This window comes from Streptomyces sp. NPDC002623 (genome assembly GCF_053592635.1).
Window position 1 is genome coordinate 41512 of sequence record NZ_JBSFWB010000018.1, and the last position, 15047, is coordinate 56558.

Consider the following 15047-nt stretch of genomic DNA (forward strand, 5'->3'; position numbering starts at 1 on the left):
CTGTCAGTTGGTGACCATCACCTTGAGGGCGGTGCGCTCGTCCATCGCCTTGTAGCCGTCCGGGACGCCTTCGATGTCCACGGTCAGGTCGAAGACGGGCGACGGGTCTATCGCACCGCTGAGGACGTCGGGCAGCAGCTCGGGGATGTAGGCGCGGACCGGGGCGACGCCGCCGCGCAGTGCGATGTTGCGGTCGAACAGGACACCGAGGTCGAGTCCGGTGCCGCTGCCGTGCGGGACGCCGACGAAGCCGATGGCACCGCCGTCACGGGTGATGTCGACGGCCGTCCGCATGGACTGCTCGGTGCCGACGGCCTCGACGACCGCGTGCGCGCCCTGGCCGCGGGTGAGCTCGCGGACGGCCTCGACGGCCGCGTCCCCGCGCTCGGCGACGACGTCGGTGGCGCCGAAGCGGCGAGCGATGTCCGTACGGACCTGGTGGCGGCCGAGCGCGATGATCCGTTCGGCGCCGAGCCGCTTGGCGGCGAGCACCGCGCACAGGCCGACGGCGCCGTCCCCGACGACCGCCACGGTGGCGCCGGGCCGCACGCCCGCGCCGAGGGCGGCGTGGTGGCCCGTGCCCAGCACGTCGGACAGGGTCAGCAGCGCGGCCAGCAGACGGTCGTCGGAGGCCGCCTCCTTGGGCAGCCGGACGAGGGTGCCGTCGGCGAAGGGCACGCGCACGGCCTCGCCCTGGCCGCCGTCGTAGCCGACGGAGCCCCAGAAGCCGCCGTGCTCGCAGGACGTCGTCAGGCCCTCACGGCAGTAGTCGCAGACGCCGTCGGACCACATGAAGGGCGCGACGACGAGGTCACCGCGCCCCAGCGTCGTCACGTCGGAGCCGGTCTCCTCGACCACGCCGAGGAACTCGTGCCCGATCCGCTGGCCGGGCTGCCGGGTGGCCTCGCCGCGGTACGCCCACAGGTCGCTGCCGCAGATACAGGCGCGCAGCACCCGGATCACGGCGTCGGTGGGCCGTTGCACCACGGGCTCGGGCACGTCCTCCACGCGCATGTCGAACGGGGCGTGGATGGTGGTGGCGCGCATGGCGAGGGTCCTTCTCGTTGCTCGTGCGATCTGTGCTGTTCGATGCGCTCAGGGGGTGGTCGAGCGCACTTCACGGTACGTCGTCGCCGACGGGCGTCGCTCGCCGAGGGTGCCGCGGACCAGCAGGAACTGTGCGGCGAGGTACGTGAGCATGATCCAGAGGTCGGGGCGCGGGGGCTGCGGCCAGTCGGCGACGCCGGTCGCGATCAACGTGTCGGAGAGCAGGAACAGCGCGCCGCCGGCGCCGGCGACCGGGCCGAGCCGGGTGGTGGCGGTGTACGCCATGGCGGTGAGCAGGGTGCTGTAGACGGCGACGGGGAGGCGCAGCTCCGGTGGGAGGCCGGGCCACAGCAGGGCGACGGTGGCGATGCAGGCGGCGGCGTAGCAGGGGGCGAGGAGCGCGCCACGCGCGCGTGGGCGGCCGATGCGGGCGAACAGCGCGAGGTAGCAGAGGTGCCCGGCGGCGAAGGAGGCCATGCCGGCGAGGAAGGCCGGGTCGGCGTCGGAGAGGAGCAGGACGTCGCCGCCCCAGCCGCACAGGAGGGCGGCGACCAGGAGCCGCGGCGCGCCGCGCAGGGCCGCCCAGGCGGCGAGGAGGGGCATGAGGAGCGGCTTGGCCACGACATGCCCGGCGTCGAAGCCGACCGCGAGGCTGAGCAGGTCGACGGCGGCGGCGAGCGCGAAGAGGACGAGGAGGACGGGAAGGGAGGGGAGGGCGGGGAGGGCGGCGAGGGCGCGGGGGCGGGTCACGCGGACGTGCTCTCCTCGACCGGCGCGGCGGGCGCGGAGGTGGATGCGGGCACAGGTGCGGGCACGGATGCGGGCGCGGGCGCGGGCGCGGGCTGCCAGCCGGGGCCGCGGAAGACCCGTCCGGCCCGCTCGCGCCAACTGGCCGCCGTCTTCACGTCCTTGACGATCGCGACGTATTCATGAGTGGCCACCTTGATCGGGTTGAACGTGTTGATGTTCTTGGTCAACCCGTAGACGGGCCGCTCCACCTCGGCCACGAACGAGCCGAAGAGCCGGTCCCAGACGATGAGGATGCCGCCGAAGTTGCGGTCCAGGTAGCCGCCCTGGGAGGCGTGGTGGACGCGGTGGTGGGAGGGCGTGTTGAACACGAACTCGAACCACCGGGGCATCCGGTCGATCCGCTCGGTGTGGATCCAGAACTGGTAGACGAGGTTCGCCGAGGAGCAGAACGCGAGCGCGGCCGGGTGGACGCCGGCGGCGACGAGCGGGACGTAGAACGGCCAGACGGTCAGCGTGGTCCAGGGCTGGCGCAGGGCGGTGGTGAGGTTGAACTTCTCGCTGGAGTGGTGGACGACGTGGCAGGCCCACAGGACGCGGATGACGTGGTGGCCGCGGTGCGACCAGTAGTAGAAGAAGTCCTGCCCGAGCAGCATCAGCGGGAGCGTCCACCACAGGACGGGGACGCGAAGCGGCGTGAGCTCGTAGATCGCCGTGTAGATCGCGACGATCGGGATCTTCCAGACGAAGTCGAAGACGAGACTCCCGAGCCCCATGCCGACGCTCGTCACGGCGTCCTTCGTCCCGTATCCGGCCGCGTCCTCGTCGGGATGGATCCGGACGCTGATCATCTCGACCACGGTGAGCAGCACGAAGGCGGGTATCGACCACAGCACGACATCGGGCAGGTTCGGCATGGGTGCACCGTAGAACCGCTGGTGGGCTGCGGCTAGACGTTGTTACCCACAAGTATTACCTACGGTACGCGCTTGCTTGTTGGCGATCTCCGCCAACGGCCGGGCCGCGCCTGCCTACGATGCCGTGCGGGCGGAGGGCGGCGGGACGGGGAGGTCGGGGGATGCAGGGGCTCGAAGTCGTGGTGGTGCGGCTGGCGTCGACGGTGGTCTCGACGATCGCCCGCTCGATGCTGAAGCCGAGTCCGGGGGCGGGGCTGGCGGCGGATCCGGTACGGCCGCTGCCCAGGCAGCCGGGGCCGGAGAAGCTGGCCAGGGTGCTGAGCGGGCGGATCGCCGACGGCTACGCGGCGCTGCCGGAGCACGAGCGGCTGGCCGCGGTCGCCGCGGTCCAGGACACCTTCGCCGCGGCGGGTGAGCTGACCGCCGACCGCTTGTTCGCGGCGGACCTCGACCCGGGGCGACTCGCGCACGAGGTACGGCGTCCCGTGGCCGATCTGGCGGAACCGGCCCAGGTCCTCTACACGGAGCTGCTGCGGCTGTGCTGCGCGCACCTCGTCGAACAGCTCACCGCACAACCGTCGTTCGCGGCGCGGGCGGCGGTGGAACAGACCCGGCGGACCGGGGAACTGCTGCGCAAGCGGCCGGACGCCACCTCGTCGGCGGACCTCGCGTTCGAGCAGCGGTACGCGGACTTCGTCGCCGAGGCGCACTCCCGGCTGGAGCTGTTCGGGGTCACGCTCGGCGGCCGACACCGCGCGGAGTGGCCGCTGGACACGGCGTATCTGAGCCTGGCGGTGAACGGGGAGCGGCGCTACGCACCCCTGGGCGAGGGGCTGCCGGACGAGACGCGGACGCCGGTGAAGGTGGAGCAGGCGCTCGCGGACCGCAGGAGGCTGCTGTTGCGAGGCCCGGCCGGGTCGGGGAAGTCGACGCTGATGCAGTGGCTGGCGCTGAACGCGGCCCGGCGGAGCTTCGGGCCGGAGCTGGCGGACTGGAACCGGTGCGTGCCGTTCGTGCTGCGCCTGCGGTCCTTCCACACCCCCGACGGGCTTCCACTGCCGGAGGACTTCCTCCCCGCCTCGGGCGTGCCGCTGCGGGCGCCGGAGGGCTGGGTCGAGGAACTCCTGAACAGCGGCCGGGCGTTGGTCCTGGTGGACGGGGTCGACGAGGTGCCGCAGCGGCTGCGCGACCGTACGGAGAAGTGGCTGAAGTCGTTGCTGACGGCCTTCCCGCAGGCCCGGTACCTGGTCACCACCCGCCCGTCGGCGGTCCCGGAGGACTGGCTGACGCCCCAGGGATTCACGGCGCACACACTGCTGCCGATGGAGCGCGACGACATCCGGGCCTTCGTCCGGCACTGGCACGACGCGGCCCGTCAGGAGTGCGCGCCGGACACCGAACGGGAGCTGCTGGACCGCTACGAGGCGAGCCTGACCGAGGCGGTGACGACCCGCCGCGACCTGGGCCGGCTCGCGACGAACCCGCTGATGTGCGCCCTGCTGTGCGCCCTGAACCGGGACCGGCGCACATATCTGCCCCGCGCGCGCAAGGAGCTGTACGACGCGGCGCTGGACATGCTGCTGGTGCGCCGCGACACGGAGCGGGACATCTCCCCGGTGGAGGGCGTGGTCCTGTCCCGGGACGAACAGACCGCCCTGCTCCAGCGGCTGGCGTACTGGATGATCCGCAACGGCCAGGTGGAGGCGGCGCGGGACGAGGTCGTCGCGATGCTGGACGAGTGGCTGGACTCGATGCCGCAGGTGCGCGAACAGGGCGACGCCGAACAGGTCTTCGCGCACCTGTTGATCCGCAGCGGGCTGCTGCGCGAACCGGTGCCGGGCTATGTGGACTTCGTGCACCGCACCTTCCAGGACTATCTCGGCGCGAAGGCGGCCGTCGAGACCCGCGACTTCGGCGTGCTGGTGCGCAACGCGCACGACGACCAGTGGGACGACGTCGTCCGCATGGCCGTGGGCCACGCACGCGTGGAGGAACGCACCCGGCTGCTACGGCAGTTGCTGCGCAGGGCGGACAAGGTGCAGCGGTACCGGCACCGGCTGGTGCTGCTGGCGGCGGCGAGCCTGGAGCACGCGCCGGAGCTCGATCCGGCGGTGCGGCGGGAGGTCGAGTCCCGGGCCGAGGAGTTGATGCCGCCGCGCACGATGGAGGAGGCGGAGGAGCTCGCGAAGGTGGGCGAGCTGGTGCTGGAGCTGCTGCCGGGGCCGGAGGGGTTGGACGAGGCGACGGCGGCGGCTGTGGTGCGCACGGCAGCGTTGACCGGTGGGCCGGCGGGGATGGCCGTGATCGCGCGGTTCCGGGAGGACACCAGGCACCAGGTGGTCTACCAGCTCTCCCGTGGGTGGCGGTTCTTCGACGCGGCGGAGTACGCGGATGCCGTGCTGGCCGGCGCACAACTCCCGCGCAGCTATCTCCATGTGGTGACGCCCGAGCAGTTCGCAGCGCTCGAACGGCTCCCGCACATCGAGCGTTTTCACGTCAAGGCACACCTGGGCATCCCCGAGGCGATGATCAAGAGCGCACGGGCGAAATGGCTGTTCCTCAACGGCGAAGGCGTGGACGACCTCGCCCCCTTGGCCCGGCTCACCCGGCTCGAACTGCTCGGCCTGGACGGCTGCTCAGACGTGCGTGACCTCGCACCCGTGGCAGGCCTGCCGGTGACGAATCTCTACCTCTACGGCCTCTCGCCCGAGCTGTCCCTGGCCCCGCTCGGCAGCCTCAGGGAACTGGTGCAGGTCTCACTGGACTACCGACCCGAGGAAGTACGTTCCCTGGCCGACCTTCCCGAGACCCCGCTGCTCACGCGCCTCGCGCTCATCCGGGGTGCGGAGGGGATCCGGCTCGACGGACTGTCCCGTCTGTCCCGGCTCGACTGGCTGACAGTCTCCGGCACGGCGCAGAGCGAGGAATTGGCCCGACTGGACGGCGTACCCGACATCACGTTGCTCCAGATCATGAACAATCCCACGGTGACCCCGGAGGCGTTGACCCGCCACGGTCGCCTCGGGCAGATCAGTTTCGACGACTGCGAGTTCACCAGTGGGCTCACCCCCCTCAAGGATCTGCCGGAGCTCCGCGAACTGTGGCTGGTCCGATGCGGAGGACCGATCGATCTGACGCCGCTGGCCGACCGGGAGGACCTCACCATCCACGTCACCCACGGCACCCGCCTGCGCGGCGCCGACCTCTTCCCCGCGGACCGCCTCAGGTTCGTCTCCTCCTGACCCTCACACCCCCGCCGCCCCCAGCACCGACCCCACCAGGTACGTCACCCCCATCGCCAGCGCCCCGCCGCCCACGTTCCGCAGCACCGCGCGGCCCGGGGCCGCCGCGCCCAGGCGGGCGCTGCTCCAGCCGGTGACGGACAGGGCCACCAGGACGGAGACGACCGTCACCGGGAGGCGCCAGTCGGCCGGGGGCAGGACCATGGCCAGGAGGGGGAGCAGGGCGCCGGCCGTGAAGGCGAGGAAGCTTGCGACGGCCGCGTGCCAGGGGTCGGTGAGGTCGTCGGGGTCGATGCCTAGCTCCACGCGTGCGTGGGCCTTCAACGCGTCCCGCTCCGTGAGCTGGACGGCGGCCTCCCGGGCCACCTCCCGGGTGAGGCCCCGCTCCTCCAGCAGCTCGGTCAGTTCGTTCAGCTCGGCCTCCGGCTGCTCGCGCAGTTCCCGGCGCTCCAGTGCGAGGGCGGCCTTCTCGGAGTCCCGCTGGGTCGACACGGAGACATACTCCCCGGCCGCCATGGACATCGACCCGGCGAGCAGACCGGCGAGGCCGGCCGTCAGCAGCGCCGAGCGGTCGTCCGTCGCGCCGGCCACGCCGACGACGAGGCCCGCGGTGGAGACGATGCCGTCGTTCGCGCCGAGGACCGCGGCCCGCAGCCAGTTCAGCCGGGATCCGAGCGAGCCGTCGTGGGCCTCTGCGTGGGTCGGTTCGGTCACAGCAGCGAGGATGACACCTCAGGAGGGCACAATGCGCCAACCGTGAGGGTGACTTCGGGGGAGGTGCGACGAGGTGTCAGTGGCGGCCCGTATCCTCAATGACCATGCTCGAAGACCACACGACGACAGCGTCCTCCCCCACGGAGTGGCCGACCGCGTATCCCCAGGGGTACGCGGTCGTTGACGTGGAGACCACCGGCCTGGCCCGGGACGACCGGATCATCTCCGCCGCCGTGTACCGGCTGGACTCGCGCGGCGAGGTGGAGGACCACTGGTACACCCTGGTCAATCCGGAGCGGGATCCGGGGCCGGTATGGATACACGGTCTGACCAGCGAGGTGCTGGAGGGCGCTCCCCTCTTCCAGGACGTGGCCGAGGAGTTCGCCGCCCGGCTCGACGGGCGGGTGCTCGTCGCGCACAACGCGGTCTTCGACTGGCAGATGATCGCGCGGGAGTACGCGCGCGCGGAGCGCGAGGCTCCGGTGCGGCAGCGGCTGTGCACCATCGCCCTCTCCAAGGAGCTGAGGCTGCCGCTGCCCAACCACAAGCTGGAGTCGCTGGCGGCCCACTTCGGCGTCGTCCAGCAGCGGGCGCACCATGCGCTGGACGACGCGCGCGTGCTCGCGGAGGCGTTCCGGCCCAGTCTGCGGGCCGCGGCGGCGGGCGGCGTCCGGCTGCCGCTGCTGGAGTGCCGGCCGCTGACGGAGTGGACCGACCGGCCCGCGCCCCTGATCGGCCGGCAGGCGAGCGGTCCCGGCGGCGGCGGTCAGGGCGGCTACGGCAGCTATCGGCCGAGCAGTTGGCGGCCGTCCCGCAAGCGGCCCGCCTGTCCGTATCCCAACCCTGGCCGGTACCAGGACGACAAACCGCTCAAGCAGGGCATGCGGGTCGCTTTCTCCGGCGACACCTCGGTCGAGCGCGAACTGCTGGAGGACCGGGCCGCCGAGGCGGGGCTGCATGTGGCGACCAGCATCTCCCGGCTGACCAGCCTCCTCGTCACCAACGATCCCGACTCGGGCACGTCGAAGGTGGTGAAGGCACGCCAGTTCGGGACGCCCGTCGTGGACGAGGCGGCCTTCGGGCAGCTCCTGCGGGATGTGGCGAGCGCCGACGAGTGACCCGCGCGCGCGACCCGTACGTACGGGTGATTGGCACGCGACTCGCCCGCTGCCCGCTCGCCCGCGCGGGAGCGACGGCTCACCCTGTGGCGCATGGCGAGATGCGAAGTATGCGGCAATGACTACGGTATGACCTTCGAGGTTCACGCTCAGGGCGCTGTGCACGTCTTCGACTGCTTCTCCTGTGCGATTCATCGCATGGCACCGATCTGCGAGCACTGCCGGGTCCAGATCATCGGGCAGGGCGTCGAGGTCGAGGGTCACTGGTACTGCGGCGCGCACTGCGCCCGCGCGGAGGGCAGGGTGGGCATCATCGACAAAGTGTGAGCCGACCCGACCCCTGAAACAGCCGAGCGCCACCCCCGGAAGGCCTGCTTCCGGTACCCGGCCTGATGCGCCCCACGACCGAGTTGTACGGTCGTGGGGTGTACCGCTTCCTGTTGTCCCGGCAGTGGGTGATCCTCACGCTGGTCTCCCTCCTCCTCATCCCCACGATGATCAGGCTGGGCTTCTGGCAGATGCATCGCTACGACGAGCGCACCGCGCGCAACCAGCTGGTCTCCGACGCCCTGGGCGCCGAACCGGTGCCCGTGGAGACGCTGACCACCCCGGGTCACGCTGTCACCCGCAGCGAGCGGTACCGCAGCGTCAGCGCCACCGGCGCGTTCGACACGGCGCACGAGGTCGTCGTCAGACGCCGGGTCAACGCCGACGAGACGGTCGGCTTCCACGTCCTCACCCCGTTCGTCCTGACGGACGGCAAGGTGCTGCTGGTCAACCGGGGCTGGATCCCCGCGGACGGTCCGAGCCAGACCGCGTTCCCGAAGATCCCCGCACCGCCGAGCGGCCAGGTCACGGTCACCGGGCGGCTGATGCCCGACGAGACGACCTCGGCGAGCGGCATCAAGGACCTCAAGGGACTGCCGGACCGGCAGATCATGCTGATCAACAGCGAGCAGGAGGCCTCGCGCCTCGGTCTCCAGGTGCTCGGCGGCTACATCGCGCAGACCGCGCCCGAGCCGAAGGGCGACAGCCCGGAACTGCTCGGCCGGCCCGGCAACGAGGACGCGGCCCTGAACTACGCGTACGCCATCCAGTGGTGGCTGTTCTCGGTGGGCGTCCCCGTGGGATGGGTGATCCTGGTCCGCCGCGAGTCCCGCGACCGGGCCCAGGCAGCCGCCCAGCCGACGGAACAGGCCGAACCGGCGGCGGTGTAGCCCCCCGCCCCGCAATCCCCCATCCTCCATCCCCCCATCCCCCCATCCCCCATCCCTCATCTCCGTCGGAGCCGGGTGTCCTCTGCTCCGGGGCGGGCTCGCCGGTGAGCCCGGCGTCACTCGCCAGGCCGCACCCCTGATTGCCGCCCCGGTCCGCCGGGAACTCGCAATCCCATGCACCCGCGCATCGAGGACTACGCCCTCATCGGCGACGAACAGACCGCCGCCCTGGTCGGCACGGACGGTTCCGTCGACTGGCTCTGCCTGCCCCGCTTCGACTCCGGGGCCTGCTTCGCCCGCCTCCTCGGCAACGAGGAGAACGGCCACTGGCGCATCGCTCCCAAGGACGCCGAGGGTCCCTGCACCCGGCGCGCCTACCGGCCCGACACGCTCGTCCTGGACACCGAGTGGGAGACCGACGAGGGCGCGATCCGGGTCACCGACCTGATGCCCCAGCGCGACGGGGCCCCCGACGTCGTCCGCGTCATCGAGGGGCTGCGCGGCCGGGTCACCGTCCGCAGCACGCTGCGGCTGCGCTTCGACTACGGGTGGGTCGTGCCGTGGATGCGCCGGGTCGACGGCCATCGTGTGGCCGTCGCCGGTCCGGACGCGGCCTGGTTCCGCAGCGAGCCGGCCGTGCGCACCTGGGGCGAGGACTTCTGCACGCTCTCGGAGTTCACCGTCGCCGAGGGCGAGTCGGTCGCCTTCGTGCTGACCTGGCACCCCTCGCACGAGCCCCGCCCGCCGCTGGTCGACCCGTGGGAGGCGCTGCGCACCAGCATCGAGGACTGGCAGACGTGGTCCGCCCGCTGCCGCTACCGCGGGCCCCACCGGGACATCGTGATGCGCTCGATCATCACCCTCAAGGCCCTCACCTACGCCCCGACCGGCGGCATCGTCGCCGCGCTCACCACCTCGCTGCCCGAGGAGCTGGGCGGGGTCCGCAACTGGGACTACCGCTACTGCTGGCTGCGCGACTCCACCCTCACCCTCGGGGCCGCCCACGCGGCCGGCTACCACGAGGAGGCCGAGGCGTGGCGCAACTGGCTGCTGCGCGCCGTCGCGGGCGATCCGGCGGACCTGCAGATCATGTACGGGCTGGGGGGCGAGCGCCGGCTGCCCGAGTGCGAGCTGCCCTGGCTGTCCGGCTACGGCGGCTCCAAACCCGTCCGCATCGGCAACGGAGCGGTGAACCAGCTGCAACTGGACGTCTACGGCGAGGTCATGGACTCGCTGTCGCTGGCCCGGACCGTGGGCATGTCGCCCAGGCCGCACATGTGGGCGGTGCAGAGCGCGCTGATGAACTGGCTCAGCGAGAACTGGCGCCAGCCCGACGAGGGACTGTGGGAGGTGCGCGGCGGCCGACGGCAGTTCGTGCACTCCAAGGTGATGGTGTGGGTGGCCGCCGACCGGGCCGTCCGCGCGATCGAGGAGCACCCCGAGCTGACCGGCGACCTGGCGGGCTGGCGGGCGATGCGCGACGAGGTGCACCAGGAGGTGTGCGAGCAGGGCTACGACCCGGCGCGCAACACCTTCACCCAGTACTACGGCTCGGCCGACCTGGACGCCTCCCTGTTGCTGATCCCGCGCGTCGGCTTCCTGCCGCCGGACGACCCGCGGGTCGTCGGCACCGTCGACGCGATCCGCGCGGAGCTGGGGCGCGGCGGCCTGGTGCGCCGCTACAGCACCGAGGGCACGACCGTCGACGGTCTGCCGGGCGCCGAGGGCGCCTTCCTGGCCTGCTCGTTCTGGCTGGCGGACGCGCTGCACATGACGGGCCGTACACAGGAGGCGCGGGAGCTGTTCGAACGGCTGGTGGGCCTGGCCAACGACGTGGGACTGCTGGCGGAGGAGTACGACCCGGCGGCCGAACGGCACCTCGGCAACTTCCCGCAGGCCTTCAGTCACATCGGCCTGGTGCACACCGCCTTCGCCCTGTTCGACGGCGAGGAGGCAGGATAGGGGCCATGGATCTTGGACTGAAGGACCGGGTGTACGTCGTCACCGGAGCCACGCGCGGCCTGGGCAACGCCGCCGCGCGCGAGCTCGTCGCGGACGGCGCGAAGGTCGTGCTCACCGGCCGTGACGACAAGCGTACCGCGGAGGCGGCCGCCGAGCTGGGGCCGAACGCCGTCGGCGTCGCCGTGGACAACGCCGAACCGGAGGCGGCGGCCCGGCTCATCGCCGCGGCCCGGGAGGCCTTCGGCGGGTTCGACGGGGTGCTGGTGAGCGTGGGCGGGCCGCCGCCCGGGTTCGTCGCGGACAGCACGGACGAGCAGTGGCAGGCCGCGTTCGAGTCGGTGTTCCTCGGCGCGGTCCGGCTCGCGCGGGCGGCCGCCGCCGAGCTGGAGGCCGGCGGGGTCATCGGGTTCGTGCTGTCGGCGTCGGTGCACGAGCCGATCCCCGGGCTGACGATCTCGAACGGGCTGCGGCCCGGGCTCGCGGGGTTCGCCAAGTCGCTGGCCGACGAGGTGGGGCCGCGGGGGATCCGGGTGGTCGGGCTGCTGCCGTCCCGGATCGACACCGACCGGGTACGTGAACTGGACGCCCTCTCGGCCGACCCGGCGGCCACCCGGGCCGCGATCGAGTCCCGCATCCCGCTGCGGCGATACGGGACGCCTGAGGAGTTCGGCCGGACGGCCGCGTTCCTGCTCTCCCCGGCCGCCTCCTACCTCACGGGCGTCATGCTGCCGGTGGACGGCGGGATGCGGCACGGGTTCTAGCCGTCCCTCAGAGGGCCGACCCCTCAGGGGACAGGAGGGGAGCGCGGCCGGGTCGGCGGCGGTCAACTCACCCTTTCCGCCTTGTGCTTGGCCGCCTTCAGACGGACCTCGGCCGGCAGCGCCTCCAGCGCTGCCGAGTTCCTGGCGTGCGTCAGCGCCTGTGCCGTGAGCTCGTCGAGGACGGTCGCCGGGTCCACATGGGGTTCCAGCAGGAGCCGCACCCGTGCCTGCGGCGCCTCCCGCCTGCCCGTCAACGCCACGTGCGCGTGGGCGACGCCGTCCGCCCGGCCCGCCTCGCCCGTGAGGACGCCCTCCAGGGCGCGGCCCCGCAGCAGGGCCCCCGCGCCGTCGCCCGTGTCCACGAGGACCTCGCCGAGCCGACGGCGGCGCAGGACCGCCGTCAGCCACCACAGGGCGAGCAGCACGAGCAGGGCCAGGGCGGCGATGACCGTCGGCCACCACCAGGCCTCGTCGCGCCAACGCGTGCGTTCGGCGGTGCTGAGCAGGACGTCGTGGCGGCCGTCGTGGATCCACCAGGACGGCGGGGAGGCCCCCAGGCCGACGGCCAGCACCGCGCCGCCGACGGCCAGCAGCACCAGTCCGACCAGGCCGAGGAGCACCCGGTTCACGGTCGCGGGCATCGCGCTCACCCCTTCTTCCCGGGTCGCCGCACATGGACCGAGAGCGCGGGCGGCCGGGTCAGGCCCAGGCCGCGGACCGCGTCGGTGAGGACGGCGTCCAGGTCGGCGCGCACATCGTCCAGGGCGCGGAAGTGGCAGACCGCGCGGACGTCGGCCTTCCGGCGGCCGGTGCGGACCCGTACCGACTGCACGCCGGCGACCTCCATGGCCCGGTCGCGCAGCACCAGCGCGGCGGCGGCCCGCTGGAGCCCGGCACGGACGTCGGGCTGCGGGCGGTTCATCGGCAGGACGTCCCGCAGCCCCGGGGTGACGGCCAGGAGGATCAGCCACCCGCCGAGGACCGCCGTGATCCCGGCGCCGACCAGCACCCAGATGTCGTCGAGGGGGCGCTCGGCGAGCTGCCGGGCGAGGTCGCGCCGCCAGGCCATGGCCTCCCGGTCGGCGCGGACGGCGGCGACGTCGTAGAGGAAGCCGCCCGCGACGACCAGCAGCGCCACCGCGACGATCCCGGCCGGCACGCGGCGCGCCGACCAGAAGCGGTGGCCCGCGGGCCCGCCCCGACCGGGGTGTTCGTCCGGTGGCGGCGCCTCCTTCTCCAGAACGGGCGCCGTGCTGCCGCCCTGCAAGCTTCCGGGCTCGCTCATCGCGTCCTCCCGTGTGCTGTGCCGGGGGCCGATGTCAGGTGCAGCCGTTCGACCTGGACGGCGACCTCCGGAACCTCCATTCCCACCAACGCGCCTACCCGCTCGGTGACATGACGACGCACCTCATGACAACGGGCGCCGATGTCGGTCGGATAGTCGAGTTCCAGATGGACCCGGACGTGCGCGGCTTCGACGGAGGTCCCGCCGCCCGAACGCGGCTGGGAGTGGGGGCGTACGACGACGGTGGCGTGCGGGCGCCCCGCTTCGGCCGGCAGCGGGCCGACCGCCTCGCGCGCGGCCTGAGCGGCGATCTTCGCCACGACCCGGTCGGCGATGCGGGTCGCACCGCGTTGCCCCGCAGGGACGACGGTGGAGCCTGTGCCGACGGCGTCGCCCCCCGCACTGCCCTCGGTCACGGACGTCACCGGCGACGGTCGTCGCGGGTGCGGAAGAAGTCGCCGAGTTCCAGGTCCCCCTCCAGGAACCGGCCGACGACGAACCCGATGGCGCCCAGTGCCGCCACCAGCAGAAAGGCCCCGAACCCGCCGAAGTACCCGGCGAAGCCCAACGCCATGCCGGCGATCATGCCGACCACGGCCATGCTCAAGGTGCTCTCCCCTCGACGGTCCGGTCACCCGGCCGTATGTGCGTCACTGGATCCGGGGCTCCGGCTCCTCGTCCTCTTCGTCGGGCAGCTTGACGTCGCTCACCGCGATGTTGACCTCGACGACCTCCAGGCCCGTCATCCGCTCCACGGCCGCGATCACGTTCTCCCGCACGGCCTGGGCGACTTCGGCGATGGCCACCCCGTAGTCGACGACGATCTCCAGGTCGAGCGCGGTCTGCACCTCGCCGACCTCTGCCTTCACCCCTCGGGTCACGGACTTCGAGCCGCCCGGCACCCGGTCGCGGACGGCGCCGAAGGTGCGGCTGAACCCGCTGCCCATGGCGTGCACGCCGAGCACGTCCCGGGCCGCGAGGCCTGCGATCTTCTCCACGACCCCGTCGGCGATGGTGGTCCGCCCACGAGTCGCCGGCGCCCCGCCGCCGCGCTTCACGGCCTTGCGGGTGTGCAGCGGCTCGGCGCCGCCTTCGGGGGTCTGCGTCCGGTTCTGTTCCGCCTGATCGGTCATCGCCGTAGGTCCTCACATCCGGTTCGGCTCTCGCCCCTTCGACCACGGTAAGCGCGGTTGCCCGACCGCGCTTAGGGGATGCGGCAGGCTGGAGCAATGACTGCGGACGGATGGACGAGCGCGGTACGGCATCAGCTGGGCCTCGGCAGGCTGCTCCCGCTGGGCGGACCGCGGGACGGCGCGTGGATCACGGAGGCGGCGGTGGAGACGGTCCTGCGGCGGGCGGTGCGGACGGTGCCGGGCGTGCGGCTGGGAATGCTGCGGCTGGGGCCGGCGGATCCGGAGGCGGAGTTCGAGCCCGTGGTGCCGACTCCGCCGAGCGGGCTGGCGCCGGGGCCGTTGCGGGTGACGGCGGAGTGCGCGGCCGGGCCGTCCGAGCCACTGCCGACGGCGGCCTCCCGGCTACGGGACGCGCTGGCGGCGGCTGCGGCGGACCGGCTGGGGCTGGCGGTGTCGGAGGTGGACCTGAGGGTGACGGCCCTTCTGGACGAGGACCCGGAGGCCGAGCCCGAACAGTCCGCCGCGCCGGTACCGGCCGGGCCGGCCCTGACCGGAGACGAGGCACTCGCGGCCACGGCGGCGCTGTCCGTGCCGGGCGTGACGGGCACGAGCGGCGTCCTCGGACGGGCCGTCCGCATCGAGGAGCACCAGGACGCGGCCACCGCGGCCGCGCTGCCGCGCCGCCACGCGCGCGTGGAGATCACGGTCGCCGCGGACCGTCCGGCCCTGGCCGTGACCCGCGCGGTCCGCACAGCGGTCGCGGAGGCCCTGCCGGACCACCCGACGGTCGCGGTACTGGTGACGGCGGTGAGCTGACGGCGGTGAGCTGACGGCGGCGGACCGGCCGCCGCCGGTCGGCCGACCACCGTGCGGTGACAGCTGACGGCAGTCAGATCACGGCCGT

At 72.9% G+C, this 15047-nt stretch carries 16 protein-coding genes; 7 read left to right on the top strand and 9 right to left on the bottom strand.

Annotated features, from left to right (window positions below):
- Positions 1–3 precede the first annotated feature (3 nt).
- The 3 genes from ACWD4O_RS29405 to ACWD4O_RS29415 are packed head-to-tail and all read right to left on the bottom strand — an operon-like array spanning position 4 to position 2711.
- A complete protein-coding gene (locus ACWD4O_RS29405) occupies positions 4–1047 on the bottom strand; it encodes a zinc-dependent alcohol dehydrogenase family protein (protein WP_451284394.1) in 1044 nt (347 codons plus the stop codon).
- Positions 1048–1095: 48 nt separating this feature from the next.
- Entirely contained in the window at positions 1096–1797 is a 702-nt protein-coding gene (locus tag ACWD4O_RS29410) for a lysoplasmalogenase (RefSeq protein WP_451284396.1), read from the bottom strand.
- Positions 1794–2711: a sterol desaturase family protein gene (locus tag ACWD4O_RS29415; RefSeq protein WP_451284398.1), complete on the bottom strand. Its 918-nt coding sequence runs from the start codon at positions 2709–2711 to the stop codon at positions 1794–1796. Before ACWD4O_RS29415 ends, ACWD4O_RS29410 begins: the two co-directional genes overlap by 4 nt.
- Before the next feature lie 161 nt (positions 2712–2872).
- Here ACWD4O_RS29415 and ACWD4O_RS29420 point away from each other — a divergent pair, with 161 nt between their 5' ends.
- Positions 2873–5953 carry an NACHT domain-containing protein gene (locus ACWD4O_RS29420; protein WP_451284400.1) on the top strand — a complete coding sequence of 1027 codons (3081 nt, stop codon included), beginning with the start codon at positions 2873–2875 and terminating at the stop codon, positions 5951–5953.
- 3 nt (positions 5954–5956) lie between these two features.
- Here ACWD4O_RS29420 and ACWD4O_RS29425 read toward each other — a convergent pair whose 3' ends face one another.
- Positions 5957–6667 (bottom strand): VIT1/CCC1 transporter family protein, encoded by a 711-nt coding sequence (locus ACWD4O_RS29425; protein ID WP_451284402.1) that lies wholly within the window; start codon positions 6665–6667, stop codon positions 5957–5959.
- Positions 6668–6771: 104 nt separating this feature from the next.
- Between ACWD4O_RS29425 and ACWD4O_RS29430 the strand changes: the two genes are divergently transcribed.
- From ACWD4O_RS29430 to ACWD4O_RS29450, 5 genes are all read left to right on the top strand, one after another.
- Entirely contained in the window at positions 6772–7785 is a 1014-nt protein-coding gene (locus ACWD4O_RS29430; RefSeq protein WP_451284404.1) for a DEDDh family exonuclease, read from the top strand.
- Positions 7786–7878: 93 nt separating this feature from the next.
- Entirely contained in the window at positions 7879–8112 is a 234-nt protein-coding gene (locus ACWD4O_RS29435; RefSeq protein ID WP_143637050.1) for a hypothetical protein, read from the top strand.
- 98 nt (positions 8113–8210) lie between these two features.
- The gene (locus ACWD4O_RS29440; RefSeq protein ID WP_451284406.1) at positions 8211–9002 is read left to right on the top strand and encodes an SURF1 family cytochrome oxidase biogenesis protein; all 792 of its coding nucleotides are present in this window, start codon (positions 8211–8213) and stop codon (positions 9000–9002) included.
- 174 nt (positions 9003–9176) lie between these two features.
- Positions 9177–10964 carry a glycoside hydrolase family 15 protein gene (locus tag ACWD4O_RS29445; protein WP_451284408.1) on the top strand — a complete coding sequence of 596 codons (1788 nt, stop codon included), beginning with the start codon at positions 9177–9179 and terminating at the stop codon, positions 10962–10964.
- Between the two features lie 5 nt (positions 10965–10969).
- Complete coding sequence (locus ACWD4O_RS29450) at positions 10970–11725, top strand: SDR family oxidoreductase (RefSeq protein WP_451284410.1); 756 nt, start codon at positions 10970–10972, stop codon at positions 11723–11725.
- Positions 11726–11787: 62 nt separating this feature from the next.
- Here ACWD4O_RS29450 and amaP read toward each other — a convergent pair whose 3' ends face one another.
- The 5 genes from amaP to ACWD4O_RS29475 are packed head-to-tail and all read right to left on the bottom strand — an operon-like array spanning position 11788 to position 14143.
- On the bottom strand, positions 11788–12366 hold the full coding sequence (gene amaP / locus ACWD4O_RS29455) for an alkaline shock response membrane anchor protein AmaP (protein WP_451284411.1): 579 nt from the start codon (positions 12364–12366) through the stop codon (positions 11788–11790).
- A 5-nt stretch (positions 12367–12371) separates the two neighbouring features.
- Positions 12372–13010, bottom strand: a complete 639-nt coding sequence (locus ACWD4O_RS29460; protein ID WP_451284413.1) for a DUF6286 domain-containing protein — start codon at positions 13008–13010, stop codon at positions 12372–12374.
- Positions 13007–13426 (bottom strand): Asp23/Gls24 family envelope stress response protein, encoded by a 420-nt coding sequence (locus tag ACWD4O_RS29465; RefSeq protein WP_451284415.1) that lies wholly within the window; start codon positions 13424–13426, stop codon positions 13007–13009. The genes ACWD4O_RS29460 and ACWD4O_RS29465 overlap by 4 nt, the downstream gene beginning before the upstream one ends.
- 5 nt (positions 13427–13431) lie before the next feature.
- Positions 13432–13617 carry a hypothetical protein gene (locus ACWD4O_RS29470; RefSeq protein ID WP_351764570.1) on the bottom strand — a complete coding sequence of 62 codons (186 nt, stop codon included), beginning with the start codon at positions 13615–13617 and terminating at the stop codon, positions 13432–13434.
- 43 nt (positions 13618–13660) lie between these two features.
- Positions 13661–14143 (bottom strand): Asp23/Gls24 family envelope stress response protein, encoded by a 483-nt coding sequence (locus ACWD4O_RS29475; protein WP_450950676.1) that lies wholly within the window; start codon positions 14141–14143, stop codon positions 13661–13663.
- A 96-nt stretch (positions 14144–14239) separates the two neighbouring features.
- Between ACWD4O_RS29475 and ACWD4O_RS29480 the strand changes: the two genes are divergently transcribed.
- On the top strand, positions 14240–14959 hold the full coding sequence (locus ACWD4O_RS29480; protein ID WP_451284417.1) for a nucleopolyhedrovirus P10 family protein: 720 nt from the start codon (positions 14240–14242) through the stop codon (positions 14957–14959).
- The last annotated feature ends 88 nt before the right edge of the window (positions 14960–15047 follow it).

Coding starts and splice junctions, on each gene's coding strand:
- ACWD4O_RS29405 (WP_451284394.1), bottom strand. CDS start 1,047: ATGCGCGCCACCACCATCCACGCCCCGTTCGACATGCGCGTGGAGGAC.
- ACWD4O_RS29415 (WP_451284398.1), bottom strand. CDS start 2,711: ATGCCGAACCTGCCCGATGTCGTGCTGTGGTCGATACCCGCCTTCGTG.
- ACWD4O_RS29420 (WP_451284400.1), top strand. CDS start 2,873: ATGCAGGGGCTCGAAGTCGTGGTGGTGCGGCTGGCGTCGACGGTGGTC.
- ACWD4O_RS29430 (WP_451284404.1), top strand. CDS start 6,772: ATGCTCGAAGACCACACGACGACAGCGTCCTCCCCCACGGAGTGGCCG.
- ACWD4O_RS29435 (WP_143637050.1), top strand. CDS start 7,879: ATGGCGAGATGCGAAGTATGCGGCAATGACTACGGTATGACCTTCGAG.
- ACWD4O_RS29445 (WP_451284408.1), top strand. CDS start 9,177: ATGCACCCGCGCATCGAGGACTACGCCCTCATCGGCGACGAACAGACC.
- ACWD4O_RS29450 (WP_451284410.1), top strand. CDS start 10,970: ATGGATCTTGGACTGAAGGACCGGGTGTACGTCGTCACCGGAGCCACG.
- amaP (WP_451284411.1), bottom strand. CDS start 12,366: ATGCCCGCGACCGTGAACCGGGTGCTCCTCGGCCTGGTCGGACTGGTG.
- ACWD4O_RS29460 (WP_451284413.1), bottom strand. CDS start 13,010: ATGAGCGAGCCCGGAAGCTTGCAGGGCGGCAGCACGGCGCCCGTTCTG.
- ACWD4O_RS29475 (WP_450950676.1), bottom strand. CDS start 14,143: ATGACCGATCAGGCGGAACAGAACCGGACGCAGACCCCCGAAGGCGGC.
- ACWD4O_RS29480 (WP_451284417.1), top strand. CDS start 14,240: ATGACTGCGGACGGATGGACGAGCGCGGTACGGCATCAGCTGGGCCTC.